Source organism: Umezawaea sp. (genome assembly GCF_057122925.1).
Window position 1 is genome coordinate 58,003 of record NZ_DBNGPQ010000091.1, and the last position, 17,207, is coordinate 75,209.

Here is a 17,207-nt window from a genome sequence, read left to right on the forward strand (position 1 = left end):
TCGGTCGGGTGGAACTCACCTCCGCCGGAACCGGGCCGCCGCGGGTCGTTCTGGTGCCGGGGACCGGCTTCAACGCCGCGGTTGCCCTGCCGTGGCTGAAGGCGCTGTCGGCCCACTGGGCGACCACCGTGGTGGATCTGCCGGGTCAACCCGGCCTCAGCGACCCGCGCAGGCCCCGCCGGGACCGGCTGGCCTGGTACGGCCGAGTGCTGGACGAGATCCTGGCGGCTGTGGATGCCGACGGTGTCGTGCTGGTGGGCAATTCTCTGGGCGCAGCAGTGGTCCTGGCGGCCGACTCGCCCCGGATCGCGGCGCGGGCGCTGGTCTCACCTGCGGGGTTCATCCGACTCGGCGTGGACCCGGCACTGGCTCTGGCATCGGCCGTGTGGCTGGTGCGTCCCACAGCCGAGCACGCCCGCCGGATGCTCCGGCTGTTCGTCGCTCCCGGTGAGGAGCCGCCCGAGACCGAGGTGGAGTGGATGGCCCTCATGGCCACCGCGTGCCGCACGACGCTGGCCCCTCCACCCCTGCCCGTCGCACTGCTGGCCCGTCGCGCCGAGTTGCCGTGCGTGGTCGGGGTGGGGGAGCACGACCGGTTCCTGCCGCCCCGTCGACTGGCACCGGCCGTCCGCCGCACGATGGGCCTCGATCTCCGGGTCTTTCCCGGTGTCGGCCACCTGACCACCTCCGCTCACCTCGACGTGGTGGTGTCCTTGGTGGGCGAGGTTGTCGACCCGTCCGTCACCTGAGTGGCCATGGTGTGGATCATGAGGTGGGTTCGCGCAGCAGTCGGACGGCCAGCGCGATGATCCAGCAGAATCCGGCGAGCAGCGCGGCGTGTTCGAGCAGACCGGCGGGGGCGGGTCGCCAGACGTCCTGGACATCGAGGCGGTACGCAATGCCCGCGGCGACGGCGAAGATGATGATGAGGGTGCCGGAGACGCGGGAGTAGGTCGTCCATCCGCGGCCGGTGTCCACGCGAGGATTCCTGGTGCGGGCGCGAGGCAGGACGAACGCGGCGGCGCTCAGCCCGGCGAACAGGACCAGCCCGACCAGGCCGTGTACCCGACCGCCGACCGTGACCACGGCCGGTAGCTCCGGTGGGTAGCCGAGCGCGGGATCGGTGGGCACCACACCGGCCACGGCCAGCGCTGCTCCGGCCGCCGCCACCAGGAGCGGCCCCCAGGTGGAGCCTGGGCCGTGGCGCAGCGCTTGACGCAGCCCGGCCGCGAAAGCCATCAGCAGCAAACCACCGACGACGAAGGTCAGCACCAGCAGCCAGGCCCTCTCGCCGGTGCCGAGTTGACTGGCGCCGTGGTGCCACAGGCTGTAGCCGGGGCGGGTGGCGCCGTCGGCCCAGATCAGCACGGGCACGAGAACACCGGCTGCGACACCGCAGGCCAGCAGCGGTCTGGTGATGGCCACCGGTAATCCTCCTCGCTCTCCGCGACCGTGGCGGGTCGCGGGCCGACCAGACTTCCCGGCTCACCGATGTCATGCCCCGAGGGCGCCTGCTCGCCACGATACAGGTATTTTAGTACGTGCTGAAAAATCTGTAATTGGGAGGTTGGCTCGACATGGACGACCAGGAGCGGTTGCTGGAGTGGGTGGAGCGGGTGGCCATGTACCTGGCGCGCGATGGCGTGCCGCCGATCGCGGGACGGGTGCTGGGGTGGCTGATGGTCTGCGATGCGCCGGAGCAGACCGCCGCGCAGATCAGTGCCGCCATCGGCGCCAGCCGCGCGTCGCTGACCTCCAACCTGCGGCTGCTGTCGAGCATGGGTTTCCTCACCTGGCGGACCCGGCCCGGTGAGCGCACGGTCTACCACCGCATGGCCGAGGAGGCGTGGTCGGCGGTGGTGCGCCAGCAGATCGCCGGCATCACCTCGTTCCTGGACATCACCCGCGACGGCCTGGACCTGGTCGGCTCGGACGACGACCGCGCGAAGCGCGTCCGCCAGGCGCACGCCACCTTCGAGTGGATGGCCACCGTCTTCGACAACGCACCACCCCTGCACGCCGACGAGGAGACATCGTGACCCGAGAGGCCATCGTGATCGGCGCCGGCATCGGCGGTGCGGCCGCAGCCCTGGCGCTGCGCCACATCGGTTGGCGGGCCACGGTCCTGGAGCGGGCGCCGGTGCTGGGCGAGATCGGCGCGGGAATGTCCCAGGCCCCGAACGCCCTCCGCGCGCTGGACGCGCTCGGTGTCGGCGAGCAGGCCCGATCAGCCGGAGTGCCCACCCACGCCGCGGGCAACCTGCGCACACCCGACGGCCGCTACCTGCAACGCGCCCGGCCCGGCGACGTGACCGCGATGCTCGCCTTCCACCGCGCCGACCTGCACCGGGTGCTGCTGGACGCGCTGCCCGGCAGTTGGGTGCGCACGGGCGCGGAGGTCACCGGACTGCGGCAGGAGGCGGACAGGGCGGCTGTCGGGTTCGGCGACGGCGAGTTGACCGCTGATCTGGTCGTCGCCGCCGACGGCATCCGCAGCACCGTTCGCCGACTGCTGTGGCCGGACGCTCCACCGCCGCGGTTCCTCGGCCGCACCGCCTGGTTGGGCATCGCCGAGGTCACCGACCTGCCCGGCAGCATCACCCTCGGTCCTGGCGGCTACTTCCTCATCCACCCCCTCGGACGTGGCCGCGCGTACTGGGCCTACGTCACGACCGCCAGTCAGCCGAACGTCCGCTCCGACCAGGAGAAGACCGAACTCATCCGCCGCATCGGGACCTGGCACGACCCGATCCCGCGCCTGATCGAGGCAACCCCGACCGAGGCGTTGATCCGCATCGACATCCACGACCTGGACCCGTTGCCCAGCTACGTCACGGGACGGGTGGCACTGCTCGGCGACGCGGCGCACGCGATGAGCCCGGACCGCGGCCAAGGCGCCGGGCAGTCCATCGAGGACGCTGTAGTCCTGGCCACCGCGCTCGCGGGGGAGTCGACCGTCGACGCGGCATTGCGCCGCTACGACGCCGACCGTCGGCCACGCACCCAAACCACCGCTCGCGGCGCCCGCAAAGACGGCCACCGGACCACCTCGCAAGCCGCTCATCGGGCGATGGTCACCATGATCCGGATGACACCCGCGTCCTTGTGGCGCAAAGGAATCGCACCCGATGGCAACCCCACTTGGCGATGGCGGCCACCGCTGCTGCCCGACCGGACTTGACGCAGACCCGATGTTGTGGAAAGGAAGTCGCCGACGGGACGGGATCCCGCTTCACCGTAGGGCGCGGGGCGACTTGTGCTGCGTTCCGACTCGGCTTCGGCAGCATGGCCAGGCGAGGGGCTCAGCGCACCGCGGCGTTCGTGGCCGAAGCGGTCCGGACGTCCGGGGTCCGGGCCGTGGTGGCCACCGGGTGGGGTGGCATCGCACCGGAGGTGGAGTCGGGCGATGTGCTCGTGATCGACCAAGCCCTGCACGACTGGCTGTTCCCCCGCATGAGCGCGATCGTGCACCACGGAGGCAGCGGCGCCACCGGCGCCGCCCTCGCGTCCGGACACCCGCAGGTGGTGTGCCCGTTCGTCGCCGACCAGCCGCACTGGGCCGCCCGCATGCACGCCGTGGACGTCGCACCCGCACCGCTGCGGCAGCAGGACCTCACCGCCGACCGGCTGGCCAGGGTGGTGAACGACGTCGCCCTTCGTGAACGCGCCGAACACCTCGGCGAGCTGATTCGGGCACAGGACGGTGTCACCGTGGCCGTTGACGCCCTCGAGCGCCTGTCCTGAACGCGACGTCCTGCGCGATGGTGACCATCGCTCGCCGTGTCGCACGCCTGGCGGCGGTGACCACGCCCGTCGACACCGACGGCGAACAGGTCGTCCACGCCGTCAACAGCGCACTGTTCTTCGCCTCCAGCGATGACCTTGTCACCCAGTTCGGCTACGCGGGCGACCCCGGCAAGGTCGTCATCGACCTCATCACCGCGCACGCCCTGGGTCGCCTCTTCGGCGGACGCGATCACGACCAAGCACGCCGCACGCGACAAGACCGTGGAGATCATCGGGCTCGACGAGCACAGCGCGAAGATGCACGGCGCGCTCACCGTTCACCGAGCCGAGGTCAGTCCTCCTGCTGGTGCACGTCGGAATCCCGTCGTGGTCGGAGTCCAAAGGTGAGGTCGCTGATGAGCAGGGACGACTTGTGGACCTTGCGAACGTCGATCTTCCCGGAGAATCGCGCCAGACTCGCTCTGCGCCACAGCGCGGGCTACCGCATCGTCCGGTACCACGGCCGTTGGCGCGACACTGTCTTCCTCGAACGCCGCTGCCAAACCGACCCATCGCCGGAATGAGCGTCGAACACCGCGCACGGACCTGAACGCAGGACACGGCAACGTGAGTGCTCGAATCGGTTAGACCCAGCGGCGGTGGTTGGTTGACACTCTCCAGATGCCCACTCCCGCCGCCGAGTTGCCGGATCTGCTGTGGCCACAGGCGCTGGTGCGGCCGACGGCCCCGCCAAAGCTGGTCTACCTCGATCTCAACCACTGGATCTACCTGTCCCAAGCAGCCAGCGGCAGCGTCAACGGTGAGCGCTATCGGCTGGCCCTTGACGCATGTCGGCATGCGCGAGCAGCTGGAATGGCGGTGTTCGTCCTAGCGAGCGCCCACTACATGGAAATGACGAAAATCAAGGACCCCGCTCAGCGCGGCCGGCTCGCTGACGTGATGGAGGAGCTATCAGGCTTCAGCGCTCTTCTCAATCGCCAAACCGTCATCAGACTGGAAATCGAGACAATGCTCGATGCTCGGCTTGGGCCTTCTGCGGAGCCGTGCTCGACCGTCAACCTGCTCGGCCGAGGTTTCAGTCATGCGTTCGGGATCAAGGGTGGCTTCACGCTTCGCAACAAGACTGATGGTCGCGACACCAGCGACTTTATTCGAGCACGTATGGGCAACGCTGCTTTCGACAAGTTCATGATGGAAGCTGATCTCTTTGCTGAACGCGGGATGCTCCGTGGCCCTGCGGACGCAGACCTTCCGCAGTTGGCGCAACTAGGATACCGGGAGGCCGTCGCGCAAGAGGGCAATACGCGGCGAGCAGAGCAGAAATCGATCAGCATCAGCGTCATCACAGCACGGAGTGGGGAACAGGGCAAAAGCTCGGCGACCTCCTCACTCTGCAGGAAGTCAGAATCGAACTGAAGGTCCCTTTGTTGGAAGCGCTGCGGCATTGGGGAAGTGTTGACATTGAGGCGCTTTTCGTTGACAGGGCAACAGTACGTGCGTTTGTGCGATCGATGCCCGTCTCGTCCGTATCGTCATTGTTGAAGACGGAGCAGCATCGCAATGCATCCAAAAGCTGGAGTCCCAACGACATCTTCGATATCGACGCCATGAGCTTGGCGGTGCCGTATTGTGACATAGTGGTGACTGAAAAACAGCGGTAGCACGATTTGCGCATGGCCAAGGTGGAGTCCCGGATGGATACAGTGATTCTGCGGAATCTATCGGAACTCCCTGATCAACCGAGCCGTCGTTGTGGATGCTAACGCCTATGGCGCCGTCGGGCCGGACATCGCCAGCCTTGCCGATCTCGCGAAGGATCTCGACAAGATCGGCATCCTCACCTGGGTGTCGGAGCCGGTGGCATGGGAGTAGGCGGAACACCTCGCCAAGCAGTGGACGACCGCCCGCAGCGCCGTCAGGACCCCTGCGAGCCATCTGCGCAGGGCCGGATTGCTGCCTCTCCTTCGGCTTGAACCCTTCTATGTCGACCGGGATGAGCTAATTGGGGCCTTCCTCGGAAGGTTGAAGGCAACCCGATACGTCGAGATCATCCCGTTGACTGGACAAAGCGCGATGGAGGGCTTGAAGGATCAGATACTGCAACGCAGGCCTGCGAAGGTTAAGAGCACTCCGGAGGTGAAGACCGGTGGCAGCGACGCCGCTTGGCTTCGTGATGTCATCGCGAAGGCCAATGGTGCGGCCAGCGAACTGCTGTTCCTTGGCCAAGACGCGGACGTCAAGCACGCGTATGAGCGGTGGGGATACCCACCACCAGGCCGCTGCTGATGTCGTTGCGTCCTCGGTTCGCCGAGGCGATCCTCGAAGGATCCAAGACTGTCGAGTTGCGCCGGATCCGGGTATCCGCGGTACCGGGAACCACGATCATCATCTACGCCAGCTCGCCAGTGATGTCCGTTGTAGGGCTCGCCACCCTTGACGCGGTCGACGTCGACCGACCCAACGCCTTGTGGCGGCGCCATGGCAAGAATCTTGGCCTTACCCGAGCCGAGTTCGACGTGTACTTGGCCGTAGCCGAATCGGGCTGCGCGCTGACCGTCACATCGCCGCGGCAACTCCCGGATCCCTATGCATTGCGGTGGCTTCGCGATCACGCCGACTTCCAGCCACCGCAGAGTTGTCGCTACCTGGCCGCACGCGACCCCGAACCGCTGCACGTCCTGGCAGGCACAAATCGGTAGTGACCGCTTGACCGAACACCGGTCGGTGCCCAGCCGGGCCCGCAGGCGGGCGCCGAGCGGCTGACCTGGTCGGTCGCGCCCGCCTCGGCGGCAGGGCCGGACGGTCGCCCGCGCTTCGACTACGTCGTCGAGCCCGGCATGCGGTACGACGACCACCTGGCCGTGCGCAACCTCGGCGCGAGCGACCTCTCCGTCGACCTCTACGCGGGCGACGCGGTCAACACTGGCACCGGCGGGTTCGACCTGCTCGCCAGGGACGAACCGTCCACAATGGTCGGCAACTGGGTGTCGCTCGCCTCGCCCGTGGTAGTCATCCCCCCGCGGGCACGGTGGTCGTGCCCTTCAGCATCACCGTTCCCGCCGACGCCGAACCCGGTGACCATGTCGGCGGTCTCGTCGCCGCGCTGGTCTCCTCCGGCGACACACCCGTGGAGGTCGAACGCCGAGTCGGCAGCAGGCTCTTCGTCCGTGTCGCGGGCTCGGTCGTCCCCTCCGTGCGCGTCGAGTCGCCCACCGCCGTGTACCGGGGAACGCTCAACCCCGTTGGTACCGGTGCGGTCGATGTGACCTACACGGTCGTCAACGACGGCAACCTGCGCCTCGCGCTGCGCCCGTCCGTCGAAGTGAGCGCGCTGTTCGGCCTCTCCGAACGCGCGACCACGGGCGATGTGCTGCCCGAACTGCTGCCCGGCAACGCCGTGACGCTGACCCACACTGTGACCGGCGTCTGGCCGCTCGGACCGCTGGACGTCCACGTGCGGGCCGAGCCCGTCACCTCGGCCACCCAGGACTTGGCGGGCACGGTGGAGCCGGCCTCGGCGGACACCACGCTCTGGGCGGTGTCCTGGACGATGCTGGCCGCCGCGGTTCTGCTCGTGGGCGTCCTCGTCGCACTGTGGCGCGTCCGGCGGAGGCTCCGCGTGCTGCGCGCGAGCACGAAACCCGTCGAGTCCGCCGCGGGCACGCCCCGCGCCCTGATTACGACAACCGCGCCGGCGGTCAGGACTGCTTTTCGTGCGCGCCGGGAAAGGGGTCGGCGAAGCGCAGTTCCCCGGCCAGTGCCGCCTCCTCGTCGGTGATCAGCGCTTCGCGCAGCGCGGAGGTGATCACCTCGCTCGACGAGCGGTGGGCGATGATCACCAGTTCCTGTTCACGGTCGCCAGGGTGAAGCTCCTGACCCACGGTGAGGTCCGCGTGGCGGGCGTCCGTGTCGGGCGAGGTGCCGGCGGTCGTGAGCCAAGGGCCCGCGTCGGCCATGCGCATCGCCCGGCCCGCGGCTTCCAGCCACAGCGCGGTGTCGTGACGGCTGGCGAGCCACACGCGGCCGCGAATGCGCACCACGCCTTGGGCGAGGGCGACCAGTGTGCGGTGCAGGCGCGCGGGATGGAAGGGGCGGCGGGCGGTGAAGTGCGTCAGGTGCACGCCGTGTGCGGCCTCGAGGGGCGGTCGGCCGCGCAGGAGAGGACTGAACAGGTCGTCCACCTCACCGCGCCGAGCGTCGCGGTCGATCGCGGCCAGGAGCGTCGGCACGTGCAGGTGCGCCACCTCCTGCCGGGGTGCCGAGGGGTTGAGGCGGTCCAGGACCGCCTCGATCCGGTCATCGCCCGACGGTCCGGTGAGGACCAGCGCGTCGGCGAACTCGGCTTGGCCCACGACCAGTTGCGACACGGTGCGGCGGTCACCGGGGGCGGCACTCAGGCCGCGACCGGCCAAGGAGTCGTGGCCGGTCGCGTCGGCCAGCCAGGTCGCCCGGTCCACGACGGTGACCACGGCGTCCACGCGAACCGGTTCGCCCTCCAAGGCCAGGCACACCGCCTCGGGCTCCAGGGCCGGGTCCAGGTGCACGACCACAGGGCCTGGCAGGGTTCGCAGCAGGGGGATCAGGTCCAGCCTCATGGTGCACGACACGCACCCGTGTTCCAGACGCAGTTCGGTGAGCAGTCCGTCGATCCAGCGGTGCACGATCCCGTCGGCGAGCCTGCTCAGGTCGTGGCGGACCAGGGTGGAGCCGGCGGTGGCTCGCCACACCTCCTCGGCGACGCTGTGCTCACCGAGTCCGGCCACCAGCATCACCGAGTTCTCCATGCCGACAGCATAAATAGAAATGATTTTCATTTCAATGAACGGCTTGGGCTGATCGAGTTCTCGGTCTGCGTCATTCATGCGCATGGCCTAATATCTCGTTACGTTCAGTTATCGATGCTGAGGCGTCCGGGTGAGGGCGTTATAAGCGAAGTGGGAAGGCGGTCGATCATGACCACGGCACATCTCGAGCACACCGATCACGGGCACGTCCACGGCGAGGGGTGCGGTCACGTTTCCGTTCCGCACGAGGACCACGTTGACTACGCCCACGACGGCCATCTCCACCGCGCGCACGACGGTCACTTCGACGACTGCGAACCCGGTGCCCACGACGCCCACGACCACGCCCACGGCGAGGGCTGTGGCCATGTGGCGGTCCCGCACGGCGACCACACCGACTACGTGCACGACGGTCACCGCCACGCCGCGCACGGCGAGCACTACGACGAGCACTGACCGGCAAGGACGAACCCCGCATGCGGGCGTCGTGTTGACGCCCCGTGCTTGGTGTCGATCGTTCGCGGACAGAGCGGCCGCAGCAGCGACCACGAAGGTCCGCGACACCGTCGAAACGGTGCCGCGGACCCGGCTTCCCTGCGAGGAAGTTGTTCCTGTAAGCGGTCAGATCAGAGCTGCACGGTGAACGTGTAGCTCTTCTGACCGCTGGTGACCGTGCCGCCCGCGGCCTTGGTGGCGGTGATCTCGAAGACGGCGGTGTAGGTGCCCGCCGCCTCGAACGCCCAGTTGGCGTGGGCGTGGGTGTTGACCGCCAACGAGCGGGTGTCGGGCAGTCCGTTGCCGCTGTCGAACCACACGGTCGGGGTGCCGAAGGAACTCGTGGTGTAGACGGAGAAGTCGGCGGGCCCGGTGACCGAGACCAGCTTCACGGTCAGAGTGTTGCCCTGCAGAACGCCGCTGGGAACGCCCGCGGTGTCGAAGCCCGGCCACAGGATTCCGCTGACCTGGCTCTGCGGCAGGATCCACACCGGGGAACCGGGCGTGCCCAGGAACGAGTAAGCGGCGCTGGAGGGCACCGTGGTCCGGCTCGCCGAGACGGCGTTGAACGTCACCGTCGACGGGTCGCGGTCGACGGCGGGGGAGACCGTGGAGTCGCGGACGTCGAGGGTCAGCGCGCTGCCGGTCCAGTCCACGTCGAGTGCGTCGACGTGGCCGGAGGACAGGGTGACGGCCGCGTGGGCCGTGCCGGTGGTGAGCAGGGCGATTCCGGCGGCGAGCGCGGCGGCGGCGAGGCGGGCGATCATCGGTTCACCTTGAAGCTGTAGGTGGCGGGCTCGGACACGACCTTCTCGCCGGTGGCGGCGAGGGTCCCCGAAGCGCGGACGGTGACCTTGTAGGTGCCCGCGGCCTCGAACGCCCAGTTCGCGTGCTGGTGATCGCCCGCGACCAGATCGATGCGGTCGGGCAGACCGTTGCCGCTGTCCACCAGGACGGTCGGCGCGCCGACGGCGTCGGTGGTGAAGATGCTGAAGTCGCCGGGACCCCGCACGCGCTGGACCTTCAGGCGCAGCGTGCCGTCGACGAAGACGCCGGGCTCGATCTCCTCGGCGGCGATGCCGGGCCACAGCAGGTTCGGGTCCTGCACCTGCGGCAACACCCATACCGGACGGCCGGGGGCGCCGAGGAAGGCGTAGGCGGGGTCGGCGGGCACGGTCGTGCGCGCCGCGGATTCGGCCACCAGGAGGACCTCGGACGGGGCGTACTCCGCTTCGGCGCCCTCGTCGTGGACGTGCAGGTCGAACGCGCCGTCCTCGAAGGCCACGCCGAAGACGTCGACGTGGCCGGAGTTGATGACGGTGACCGGTGTCGCGGTGGCGGGTGCGGCGGCGAGGCCGGTGAGGCCGGTCGCCGCGGCCAGGAGCAAAGCGATGTGTGCAGTCGTGCGCACGGGTGTGCACTCCCATCGTGCGGGTTCGCGGTCCGGGTGGACCGCAGCGGTAGTGTTGCACACGATAATCATTATCAATACGACCGAATGGATCAGTCCCACCCAGCACGAGGTCGACATCCGGGCGTGAAGCGCCGTCGCGATGACCCCGCGTGATCACGCTGGTGCTTCACGATGTCCTCGGTTACGTGCGGTCCGGCGCCCGGCCCCGGTGCACCGTGGGAGCGGTGAGGAGCGCGAGATCCGTGCGGCTGCCCAACCACGCCGGGTCAGCGGGATCGAGCAGGCGCGACCACGCCTCGACGTCATCCTCGGTGAGGAACCGCCGTGCCCGATCGACCCGCGCGGCCAATTCGCGCACGACCGCGGCACGCTCGTCCTCGGGCAGCGGCGTCGGCACGTCGACCAGCGCGCTGCGGCTGCCGACGTCGACCAGGCCCGCGTCGGCGAGGAGGTCCACCCAGCCCCGGTCCGGCCGCGTCACCCCTGGTCGGTGTTCGAACCAGTCGGTGAACCAGCGGTTGTGCGCCTCGTCCAAGCGGATCTCCAGGCCGGGCCGCCCCGCTCCGACGTCCCAGGGCAAGCAGCGCGCGGGCAGTCCGCCCTCGGCCAGCGCGAGCACGCCGCCGGGACTCAGGAGTTCGGCGAGTCCGGCGACGGCGGCGCGCCAGTCCAACGCATGGTGAACGCACGTCGACGACCACACCGCCGCCACCGGCTCCGGCAGGGGTGGCGGACCGTCGTCCAGGTCGTGGTGGATCAGCACAACACGCTCCGCCACACCGGCCGCACGTGCTGCCCGCGCCACCGCCTCGAGCATCTCCGGGTCGTGGTCCACCGCGTAGACCCGGCCGGAGGCGCCCACCGCGCGGGCCAGGGCCACTGTGACCGAACCCGCGCCGGGGCCGATGTCCGCCACCGCGTCACCATGTCGAACAGGCAGATCGGCGAGCAGCGCGAGGTGGGCGTCGAGGAAAACCGCCTCGGCCTCGGCCGGGTTCTCCGTGGACGGACCTGTGGGATTGCGGCGGTCGTTCGACGTGGAGGCCATGGGCTTTGTTCCGTTCCCCGGTGTCGCGGCGCCGGTGGCGGTGGGTCTTCGCGGTCTCGGCCCCGTCGGGCGGGCGACCGCGGTGCCGTCACGGGGAGGAGACGGCACCGCGGCACGACGGCCGCCGTCGCGGGGGGGAGCGACGTGATGCGACATCATCAGTGTTGCCAACGGCAATCATTGTCAACAGGGCCGGATGGCCGCTGTGTGTCGGTCCACTCAGTCTATTGGTAACGGTTGTCGTTTGTATTAGGTTCACGAGGTTCCGTCGGTCCGACGACGGGTGTCTGGAGGTTCGAGAACAGATGCGCCTGCGTGCGCCCTCACGGGCTGCCGCGTCCTTGTGCGCGGTCCTGCTCGCCACCACCGCGTGCACCTCCAGCAAGGCCGGAAGCGGAGGTGACGGTCTGTCCGTGGTCACGACCACCGAGATCCTCGCCGACCTGGTACGCAACGTTGGGGGAGACCGCGTCCGAGTCGACTCGCTCGTACCACCCGGCGGCGACCCGCACTCCTACGAGCCCACCCCCGCCGACGCGAAGAAGGTCGCCGCGGCGGACGTGACGTTCACCAACCACCTGCTGCTGGAAGAGCAGCGGCTGATCAAGGCCATCGACGCCAACGCACGCGAGGGAACGCCGAACGTCTCACTGGCCGAGGCATCGGAGACCTACGGCGCGCACGTGATCCCGTTGGTGGAGAACGTCGGGCTCGACGTGCTGTGGCTGGGCCTGCGCGTGCGCGGCGACGGCAAGGCGCGCGGCGCCACCCGCACCTCGGAAGTGCGGCTGACCGCGACCGCGGTGGAAGGCCCCGGAAAGCTCGTGACCTACCTGACCGAATCCCTGGGCAAACCGGTGGTGTACTTCGACTCCGGTGACGGGATGTCCGATGTGGACTCCACCACTCTGCCTCCCGCCGCCCACACCCACCTCAACTGGGCGTTCACCGCACCGGGCACCTACCGCCTGACGCTGCGCGCGTCCCTGCTCAACGACGGCGAGCAGAAACCTCTGGGAGAGGGCACGTTCACCTTCGCGGTAGGAGTCGACCCGACCGGCATCGCGGGCACCGTGCTGAACGAGGGGCACACCGACCTGACGGTCGACCTGGACAGCGGTGAGCTGTACACGTTCAACGATCGCGCCGGCGGCACCACCCAAGAGGTCGTGCCCGCCTCGCAGGCCGTCATCGAGGTGCCGAACAAGGCGATCGCCACCGTGCCCGGCGACGCGAGGTTCGCGTTCCTGGGCGCGGCGGGCGCTTCGGTGCACCAGTTGCCGCAGGCGGTGCTGGGCAAGCACGTGCACGGTGAGATCGATCCCCACCTGTGGCAGGACGTGCGCAACGGCCGCGCCTACGCCGAGCTGATGCGCGACACGCTGCGCACGGCCGATCCCGACGGCGCGGCGGACTACGACCGCAACACCCGCGAGTACCTTGCCCGGCTCGACGAGCTCGACGCGCAGGTCCGCCAGACCGTGGCGGCAGTGCCCCGGCAGCGCCGCCACCTGGTCACCACCCACGACGGGTTCGGCTACTTCGCCAGCGCCTACGACATGACCGTGGCCGGGTTCGTGGTGCCCAACCCCGCGCAGGAACCCAGCGTCGAGGACGTGCGCAAGCTGACCGAGACCATCCGCAACCTGAAGGTGCCCGCCGTGTTCATGGAACCCAACCTCGCCCAACGAGGCTCGGTGCTCAGCCAGGTGGCCCGCGACCAAGGCGTCCAGGTCTGCCTGCTGTACGGGGATTCCTTCGACGAGCGCACCCGCAGCTACGCGGACATGATGCGTCACAACGCGGAAGAGGTCGCCCGGTGCCTCGCCTGATCCAGGCCGTGCTCGCGGCTGCCGCCGTGCTGCTGCTCCTCCCGCCTGCAGCGCACGCCCAGCCCGCGCCCGTTGTCATCGCCGACGGCCACGTGGACCTCGGCCCACGCCTGGTCGATGGGAAGTGGACCGTCGAGATCCGTGACGACACCGGTGACGGGCCGGTGTGGCGCAACCCCTCCGACGTGGTGCTCCAAGTCGCGGACGCGGCCAAGACGACCGTTCCCGACGACCCGGCCTACAAATTCCTCGGCACGCCGGGCGGCGAGGTCTGGGTGCTGCCGCAGGTCCAGGACCCCGACGTGGTGTGGCCGGGCTGGAACACCCAGGACCCCAGCATCGCCGACGTCGTCGGCCGCGAGGTCGACTGGCGCCTGCTCGGCGTCGAGGGCCCCGGCCGATTCGAGCTGTTCCTCACCGGCAACTTCGGCACACCGGAGACCATCTTCAGCAGCGAACGGCCCTACCCGCAGGAAACCGGTGTCGAAGCAGGCACTCACGTGCACGGCAACTGGGTGTTCACCGCACCCGGCGCCTACTCACTGGATGTCGAGATGGCCACCGCCGACGGCCGCGGCGACCGCGCGACGCTGAAGGTCCACGTCGGACCAGGCGATCCGGCGACGGCGTTCCCCACGGCCGAACCCAGCACTTCTCCTTCCGGCCCGGCCGCGGCACAACCCGCCGACACGACTGCCGGAAGGCTTCCTTTGGTGTGGATCGCGGCGGCAGGCGGTGTGGTCGTGCTGGCCGTTGCCACGACGCTCGTCGTTCGGTCCCGTCGTACCGCCGGGAGGAGCAATGACTGACACGGTGCTGGACATCTCCGGTGTGACCGTGCACCTGGGCGGCCGTGAAGTCCTGTCCGATGTGGACTTCCGCCTGCGGCGCGGGGAGCTGGTCGGCTTGATCGGCCCCAACGGCGCCGGCAAGACGACCCTGCTGCGCACCGCCCTCGGACTGATCCCGGTCCACCGCGGTTCGATCGTCGTCGACGGCCGCACGCCGCGCCAGGCACAGGGCTCGCTGGGCTACGTGCCCCAGCGCCACGAGTTCGCCTGGGACTTTCCCATCACGGTCGAAGGTGCGGTCGCCACCGGCCGCACCCACTTGACCGGGCTGCTGCGCCGCCGCGCCATCCGCGACCGCGAGGCCGTAGCCGAGGCCCTGGACCGCGTCGGCATGGCGGACCTGAGGACCAGGCCGGTCGGCGAGCTGTCGGGCGGCCAACGGCAACGCGTCCTGGTCGCACGAGCGCTGGCCCTGCGGCCTGAGGTACTGCTGCTCGACGAGCCGTTCACCGGCATCGACGCCCCCACACAGGAACTGCTGAGCACGTTGCTGACCGAACTGCGCGACGAAGGGGTGGCGGTGCTGATGACCACCCACGACCTCGCCGCCGCGACGACCCTGTGCAGCCGCCTGTGCCTGCTCAACCGCGTCGTGATCGCCGACGACGAACCCGCCGCCCTGGCCGACACCGACATCTGGCTGCGCACCTTCGGCCTGGACCGGTCCGAGCAACTGCTCAAGACGTTGGGGGTGACCAGGTGACCGCGTTCCTGGAGGCGCTGATCGCGCCGTGGGAGTACGACTTCTGGCGCCGCGCGCTACTGGTGGCGTTGATGTCGGGCCTGGTGTGCGGCGTGATCGGCAGCCACGTCGTGCTGCGCGGCATGGCGTTCATCGGCGACGCGGTCGCCCACTCGGTCTTCCCCGGCATCGCCATCGCCTTCGTGCTCGGCCTGGACCTGGTGCTCGGCGGCGCGGTCGCCGGGGTGATCACCGCGCTGCTGATCGCGGTGTTCACCCAGAACCGCAGGCTCAAGGAGGACTCCGTCATCGGGATCTTCTTCGCCGCCTCGTTCGGGCTGGGCATCGTCATCCTCAGCACCGCCCCCGGTTACGGCGGCTCGCTGGAGTCGTTCCTGTTCGGCTCGATCCTGGGCATCAGCGACTCCGACGTGGTCTCGGTCGCAGTGATCGGAGCGGCGGTGCTGCTGTGCACGGCGCTGTTCAACAGCCGGTTCACGGCCGCGACGCTGGACCGTGAACAGGCCCGCGCGGTTGGACTGCCGGTGTTCTGGCTCGACGTGGTGCTGCACGTGATGGTGACCCTGGCCATCGTCATCTCCCTGCAAGCCGTCGGCAACGTTCTCGTGCTCGCCCTGCTGGTCACCCCCGCAGCGGCGGCCCGCCTGCTCACCGACCGCCTGGGCGTGATGATGCTGCTCGCCCCGCTCATCGGCGCGGGCGGCAGCGTGCTGGGCCTCTACCTGTCCTACGCGTTCGACCTGGCCGCAGGCGGCCTGATCGTGCTCACCCTCACCGCGGTGTTCCTGCTGTGCTGGTTCTTCGCACCGCGCCACGGCCTGCTCACCCAACCCCGCAAGGCCGCCATCGCCACAGCGGCTACTCCCGCCGCCGTCCTCACCCAGGAGAAGTCGTGACCCACGCCCGAACCGGCGCGCTGCTCGGCGTGGCCGCCGCGCTGCTGATGACGGCACCGACCGCTGCCGCCGAACCCACACCGACCACACCGCACACCGAACCCGTCGCCGACGCCGTGCTCGCGATCGAGAACGGAAGCCTGGAACTGGACGCCGAGTCCGAACCCCTCGCGGTCCCGGCCGCCACCGAGCGGGTGTCGCTGACCTGGAACACCACGGCCATCGAGCCCGGCACCGTCTTCGGCGACACCGTGAAGCTCCGCACCTCCGTCGCGGACGCCTCCACACCCGCCGCTCTCGACGCGGCAGCACATGACGAACCGGTCGTGGTCCCCGTCGCTTCCAGCGGTACGGTCGAGGTCGACGCGCCCCCGCCCGGCGAGCACCTGCTGCGGGTCGAGGCCACCGCCCACACCCTCGACGGCAGCCCGCTGACGATCACGCACGACTACTCGATCCTGGTTGCCGAAGAAGCCCGACCCGCGATCGCCGCGCCACCACAACCGCTCCTCGAAGCACCGGTCACCGCCGCACAGGCACCAGCACAACCGGAACCGCAGCCGCGGCTCGCGGCGGCCGCGCAGCCATCGCCCACCGCGACCGGCCGGGTCACCCTCGACCACGGCCACGTCGACGCCCTCGCGCCCCGCCTGCTCGCGGACGGCCTGCACATCCAGGTCAAGGACGGCACAGCCACCGGCACGACCACCTGGCGCGAACCCGCCGACGTCGAGTTCGCCATCACCGCCGCCGCACGCACCGAACTCCCGGCACAACCGGTGCTGTCCTTCCTCGGCGAGGCGGGCAAGCAGATCTTCCTGCTGCCGCAGACCCAGCAGGGCGACCTGCTGTGGACGGGCTGGTCCACCGAGGAACTGCGCCCGGCCGAGGTGTCCGGCCCGATGACGTGGACGCTGACCGCGGTCGACGGACCAGGGGCCTTCGGCCTGTTCACCACCGGCTCGTTCGGCGCACCCAGCGTCATCTTCAACAGCACCGACGGCCTGCCCGACAACCACAGCGTCGCGCTGGGCACCCACGCCCACGCCAACTGGGCGTTCGCCGAACCCGGCCGCTACCGCCTGACGTTCGCCGTCGCCGCCCCCGGCGCGGGCGGCGGCACGCTGACCGACACCGAGACCTACACCTTCGTCGTCGGCGACGGCACAACCGGCACGAACCAACAGCAACAGCAACAGCAGCCCGGCACCACCGACCGGCAGGCCGGTACGCCCACCAGCCTGGCGTCCACCGGCCCCGCGGCGGTGCCCGCCACCGCGGGCTTGGCGCTCGGCCTCATCGTGACCGGTGCCGCCGTTCTCGTGCTCACCCGCCGCCGTCCCGCCCAGGAGATTTCGTGACCACCCCAAACCGCACACGGGCCGCGCTCGCAGCTTTCGCGGTTACCGCGCTCGCCGCACTGGCTCTGACGCCGGC

19 protein-coding genes are annotated in these 17,207 nt (G+C 69.6%); 14 read left to right on the plus strand and 5 right to left on the minus strand.

Annotated elements, in window-relative coordinates; translation table 11 throughout:
- The first annotated feature begins 8 nt into the window (after positions 1 to 8).
- Entirely contained in the window at positions 9 to 749 is a 741-nt protein-coding gene (locus AC156L_RS20305; protein WP_330873999.1) for an alpha/beta fold hydrolase, read from the plus strand.
- A gap of 16 nt (positions 750 to 765) precedes the next feature.
- Here AC156L_RS20305 and AC156L_RS20310 read toward each other — a convergent pair whose 3' ends face one another.
- Positions 766 to 1,425: a DUF998 domain-containing protein gene (locus AC156L_RS20310; RefSeq protein ID WP_330873998.1), complete on the minus strand. Its 660-nt coding sequence runs from the start codon at positions 1,423 to 1,425 to the stop codon at positions 766 to 768.
- Positions 1,426 to 1,577: 152 nt separating this feature from the next.
- On the opposite strand from AC156L_RS20310, the gene AC156L_RS20315 reads away from it, so the two are divergent.
- The 7 genes from AC156L_RS20315 (at position 1,578) to AC156L_RS20345 (ending at position 7,525) form a co-directional block, all read left to right on the plus strand.
- A complete protein-coding gene (locus AC156L_RS20315) occupies positions 1,578 to 2,039 on the plus strand; it encodes a GbsR/MarR family transcriptional regulator (RefSeq protein ID WP_330873997.1) in 462 nt (153 codons plus the stop codon).
- A complete protein-coding gene (locus AC156L_RS20320; protein ID WP_330873996.1) occupies positions 2,036 to 3,181 on the plus strand; it encodes an FAD-dependent monooxygenase in 1,146 nt (381 codons plus the stop codon). Before AC156L_RS20315 ends, AC156L_RS20320 begins: the two co-directional genes overlap by 4 nt.
- A complete protein-coding gene (locus AC156L_RS20325; protein ID WP_330873995.1) occupies positions 3,148 to 3,744 on the plus strand; it encodes a glycosyltransferase in 597 nt (198 codons plus the stop codon). Before AC156L_RS20320 ends, AC156L_RS20325 begins: the two co-directional genes overlap by 34 nt.
- 17 nt (positions 3,745 to 3,761) lie before the next feature.
- A complete protein-coding gene (locus AC156L_RS20330; RefSeq protein WP_414719789.1) occupies positions 3,762 to 4,310 on the plus strand; it encodes a GNAT family N-acetyltransferase in 549 nt (182 codons plus the stop codon).
- 97 nt (positions 4,311 to 4,407) lie between these two features.
- Positions 4,408 to 5,163 carry a hypothetical protein gene (locus tag AC156L_RS20335; RefSeq protein ID WP_330873994.1) on the plus strand — a complete coding sequence of 252 codons (756 nt, stop codon included), beginning with the start codon at positions 4,408 to 4,410 and terminating at the stop codon, positions 5,161 to 5,163.
- Positions 5,164 to 6,002: 839 nt separating this feature from the next.
- Entirely contained in the window at positions 6,003 to 6,446 is a 444-nt protein-coding gene (locus AC156L_RS20340; RefSeq protein ID WP_484407168.1) for an ASCH domain-containing protein, read from the plus strand.
- A 335-nt stretch (positions 6,447 to 6,781) separates the two neighbouring features.
- On the plus strand, positions 6,782 to 7,525 hold the full coding sequence (locus AC156L_RS20345; RefSeq protein WP_330873992.1) for a hypothetical protein: 744 nt from the start codon (positions 6,782 to 6,784) through the stop codon (positions 7,523 to 7,525).
- Here AC156L_RS20345 and AC156L_RS20350 read toward each other — a convergent pair.
- Positions 7,446 to 8,609 carry a CobW family GTP-binding protein gene (locus tag AC156L_RS20350; RefSeq protein WP_330873991.1) on the minus strand — a complete coding sequence of 388 codons (1,164 nt, stop codon included), beginning with the start codon at positions 8,607 to 8,609 and terminating at the stop codon, positions 7,446 to 7,448. The genes AC156L_RS20345 and AC156L_RS20350 overlap by 80 nt on opposite strands.
- A gap of 90 nt (positions 8,610 to 8,699) precedes the next feature.
- Here AC156L_RS20350 and AC156L_RS20355 point away from each other — a divergent pair, with 90 nt between their 5' ends.
- Positions 8,700 to 8,987: a hypothetical protein gene (locus AC156L_RS20355; protein WP_330874064.1), complete on the plus strand. Its 288-nt coding sequence runs from the start codon at positions 8,700 to 8,702 to the stop codon at positions 8,985 to 8,987.
- A gap of 170 nt (positions 8,988 to 9,157) precedes the next feature.
- Here the strand turns inward: AC156L_RS20355 and AC156L_RS20360 are convergent, their stop codons facing one another.
- From AC156L_RS20360 to AC156L_RS20370, 3 genes are all read right to left on the minus strand, one after another.
- A complete protein-coding gene (locus AC156L_RS20360; protein ID WP_330873990.1) occupies positions 9,158 to 9,793 on the minus strand; it encodes a choice-of-anchor M domain-containing protein in 636 nt (211 codons plus the stop codon).
- Complete coding sequence (locus AC156L_RS20365) at positions 9,790 to 10,437, minus strand: choice-of-anchor M domain-containing protein (protein WP_330873989.1); 648 nt, start codon at positions 10,435 to 10,437, stop codon at positions 9,790 to 9,792. The genes AC156L_RS20360 and AC156L_RS20365 overlap by 4 nt, the downstream gene beginning before the upstream one ends.
- A 184-nt stretch (positions 10,438 to 10,621) precedes the next feature.
- Complete coding sequence (locus AC156L_RS20370; protein ID WP_330873988.1) at positions 10,622 to 11,488, minus strand: class I SAM-dependent methyltransferase; 867 nt, start codon at positions 11,486 to 11,488, stop codon at positions 10,622 to 10,624.
- Positions 11,489 to 11,901: 413 nt separating this feature from the next.
- On the opposite strand from AC156L_RS20370, the gene AC156L_RS20375 reads away from it, so the two are divergent.
- From AC156L_RS20375 to AC156L_RS20395, 5 genes are read left to right on the plus strand one after another with little or no spacing between them, the layout of a single operon-like run.
- The gene (locus AC156L_RS20375; RefSeq protein WP_484407170.1) at positions 11,902 to 13,320 is read left to right on the plus strand and encodes an anchored repeat ABC transporter, substrate-binding protein; all 1,419 of its coding nucleotides are present in this window, start codon (positions 11,902 to 11,904) and stop codon (positions 13,318 to 13,320) included.
- Entirely contained in the window at positions 13,308 to 14,129 is an 822-nt protein-coding gene (locus tag AC156L_RS20380; RefSeq protein WP_330873986.1) for a TIGR03773 family transporter-associated surface protein, read from the plus strand. The genes AC156L_RS20375 and AC156L_RS20380 overlap by 13 nt, the downstream gene beginning before the upstream one ends.
- Positions 14,122 to 14,874, plus strand: a complete 753-nt coding sequence (locus tag AC156L_RS20385; protein ID WP_330873985.1) for an anchored repeat-type ABC transporter ATP-binding subunit — start codon at positions 14,122 to 14,124, stop codon at positions 14,872 to 14,874. Before AC156L_RS20380 ends, AC156L_RS20385 begins: the two co-directional genes overlap by 8 nt.
- Positions 14,871 to 15,770 (plus strand): anchored repeat-type ABC transporter permease subunit, encoded by a 900-nt coding sequence (locus AC156L_RS20390; RefSeq protein ID WP_330873984.1) that lies wholly within the window; start codon positions 14,871 to 14,873, stop codon positions 15,768 to 15,770. Before AC156L_RS20385 ends, AC156L_RS20390 begins: the two co-directional genes overlap by 4 nt.
- Entirely contained in the window at positions 15,767 to 17,131 is a 1,365-nt protein-coding gene (locus tag AC156L_RS20395; protein WP_330873983.1) for a choice-of-anchor M domain-containing protein, read from the plus strand. The genes AC156L_RS20390 and AC156L_RS20395 overlap by 4 nt, the downstream gene beginning before the upstream one ends.
- Positions 17,132 to 17,207: the final 76 nt, after the last annotated feature.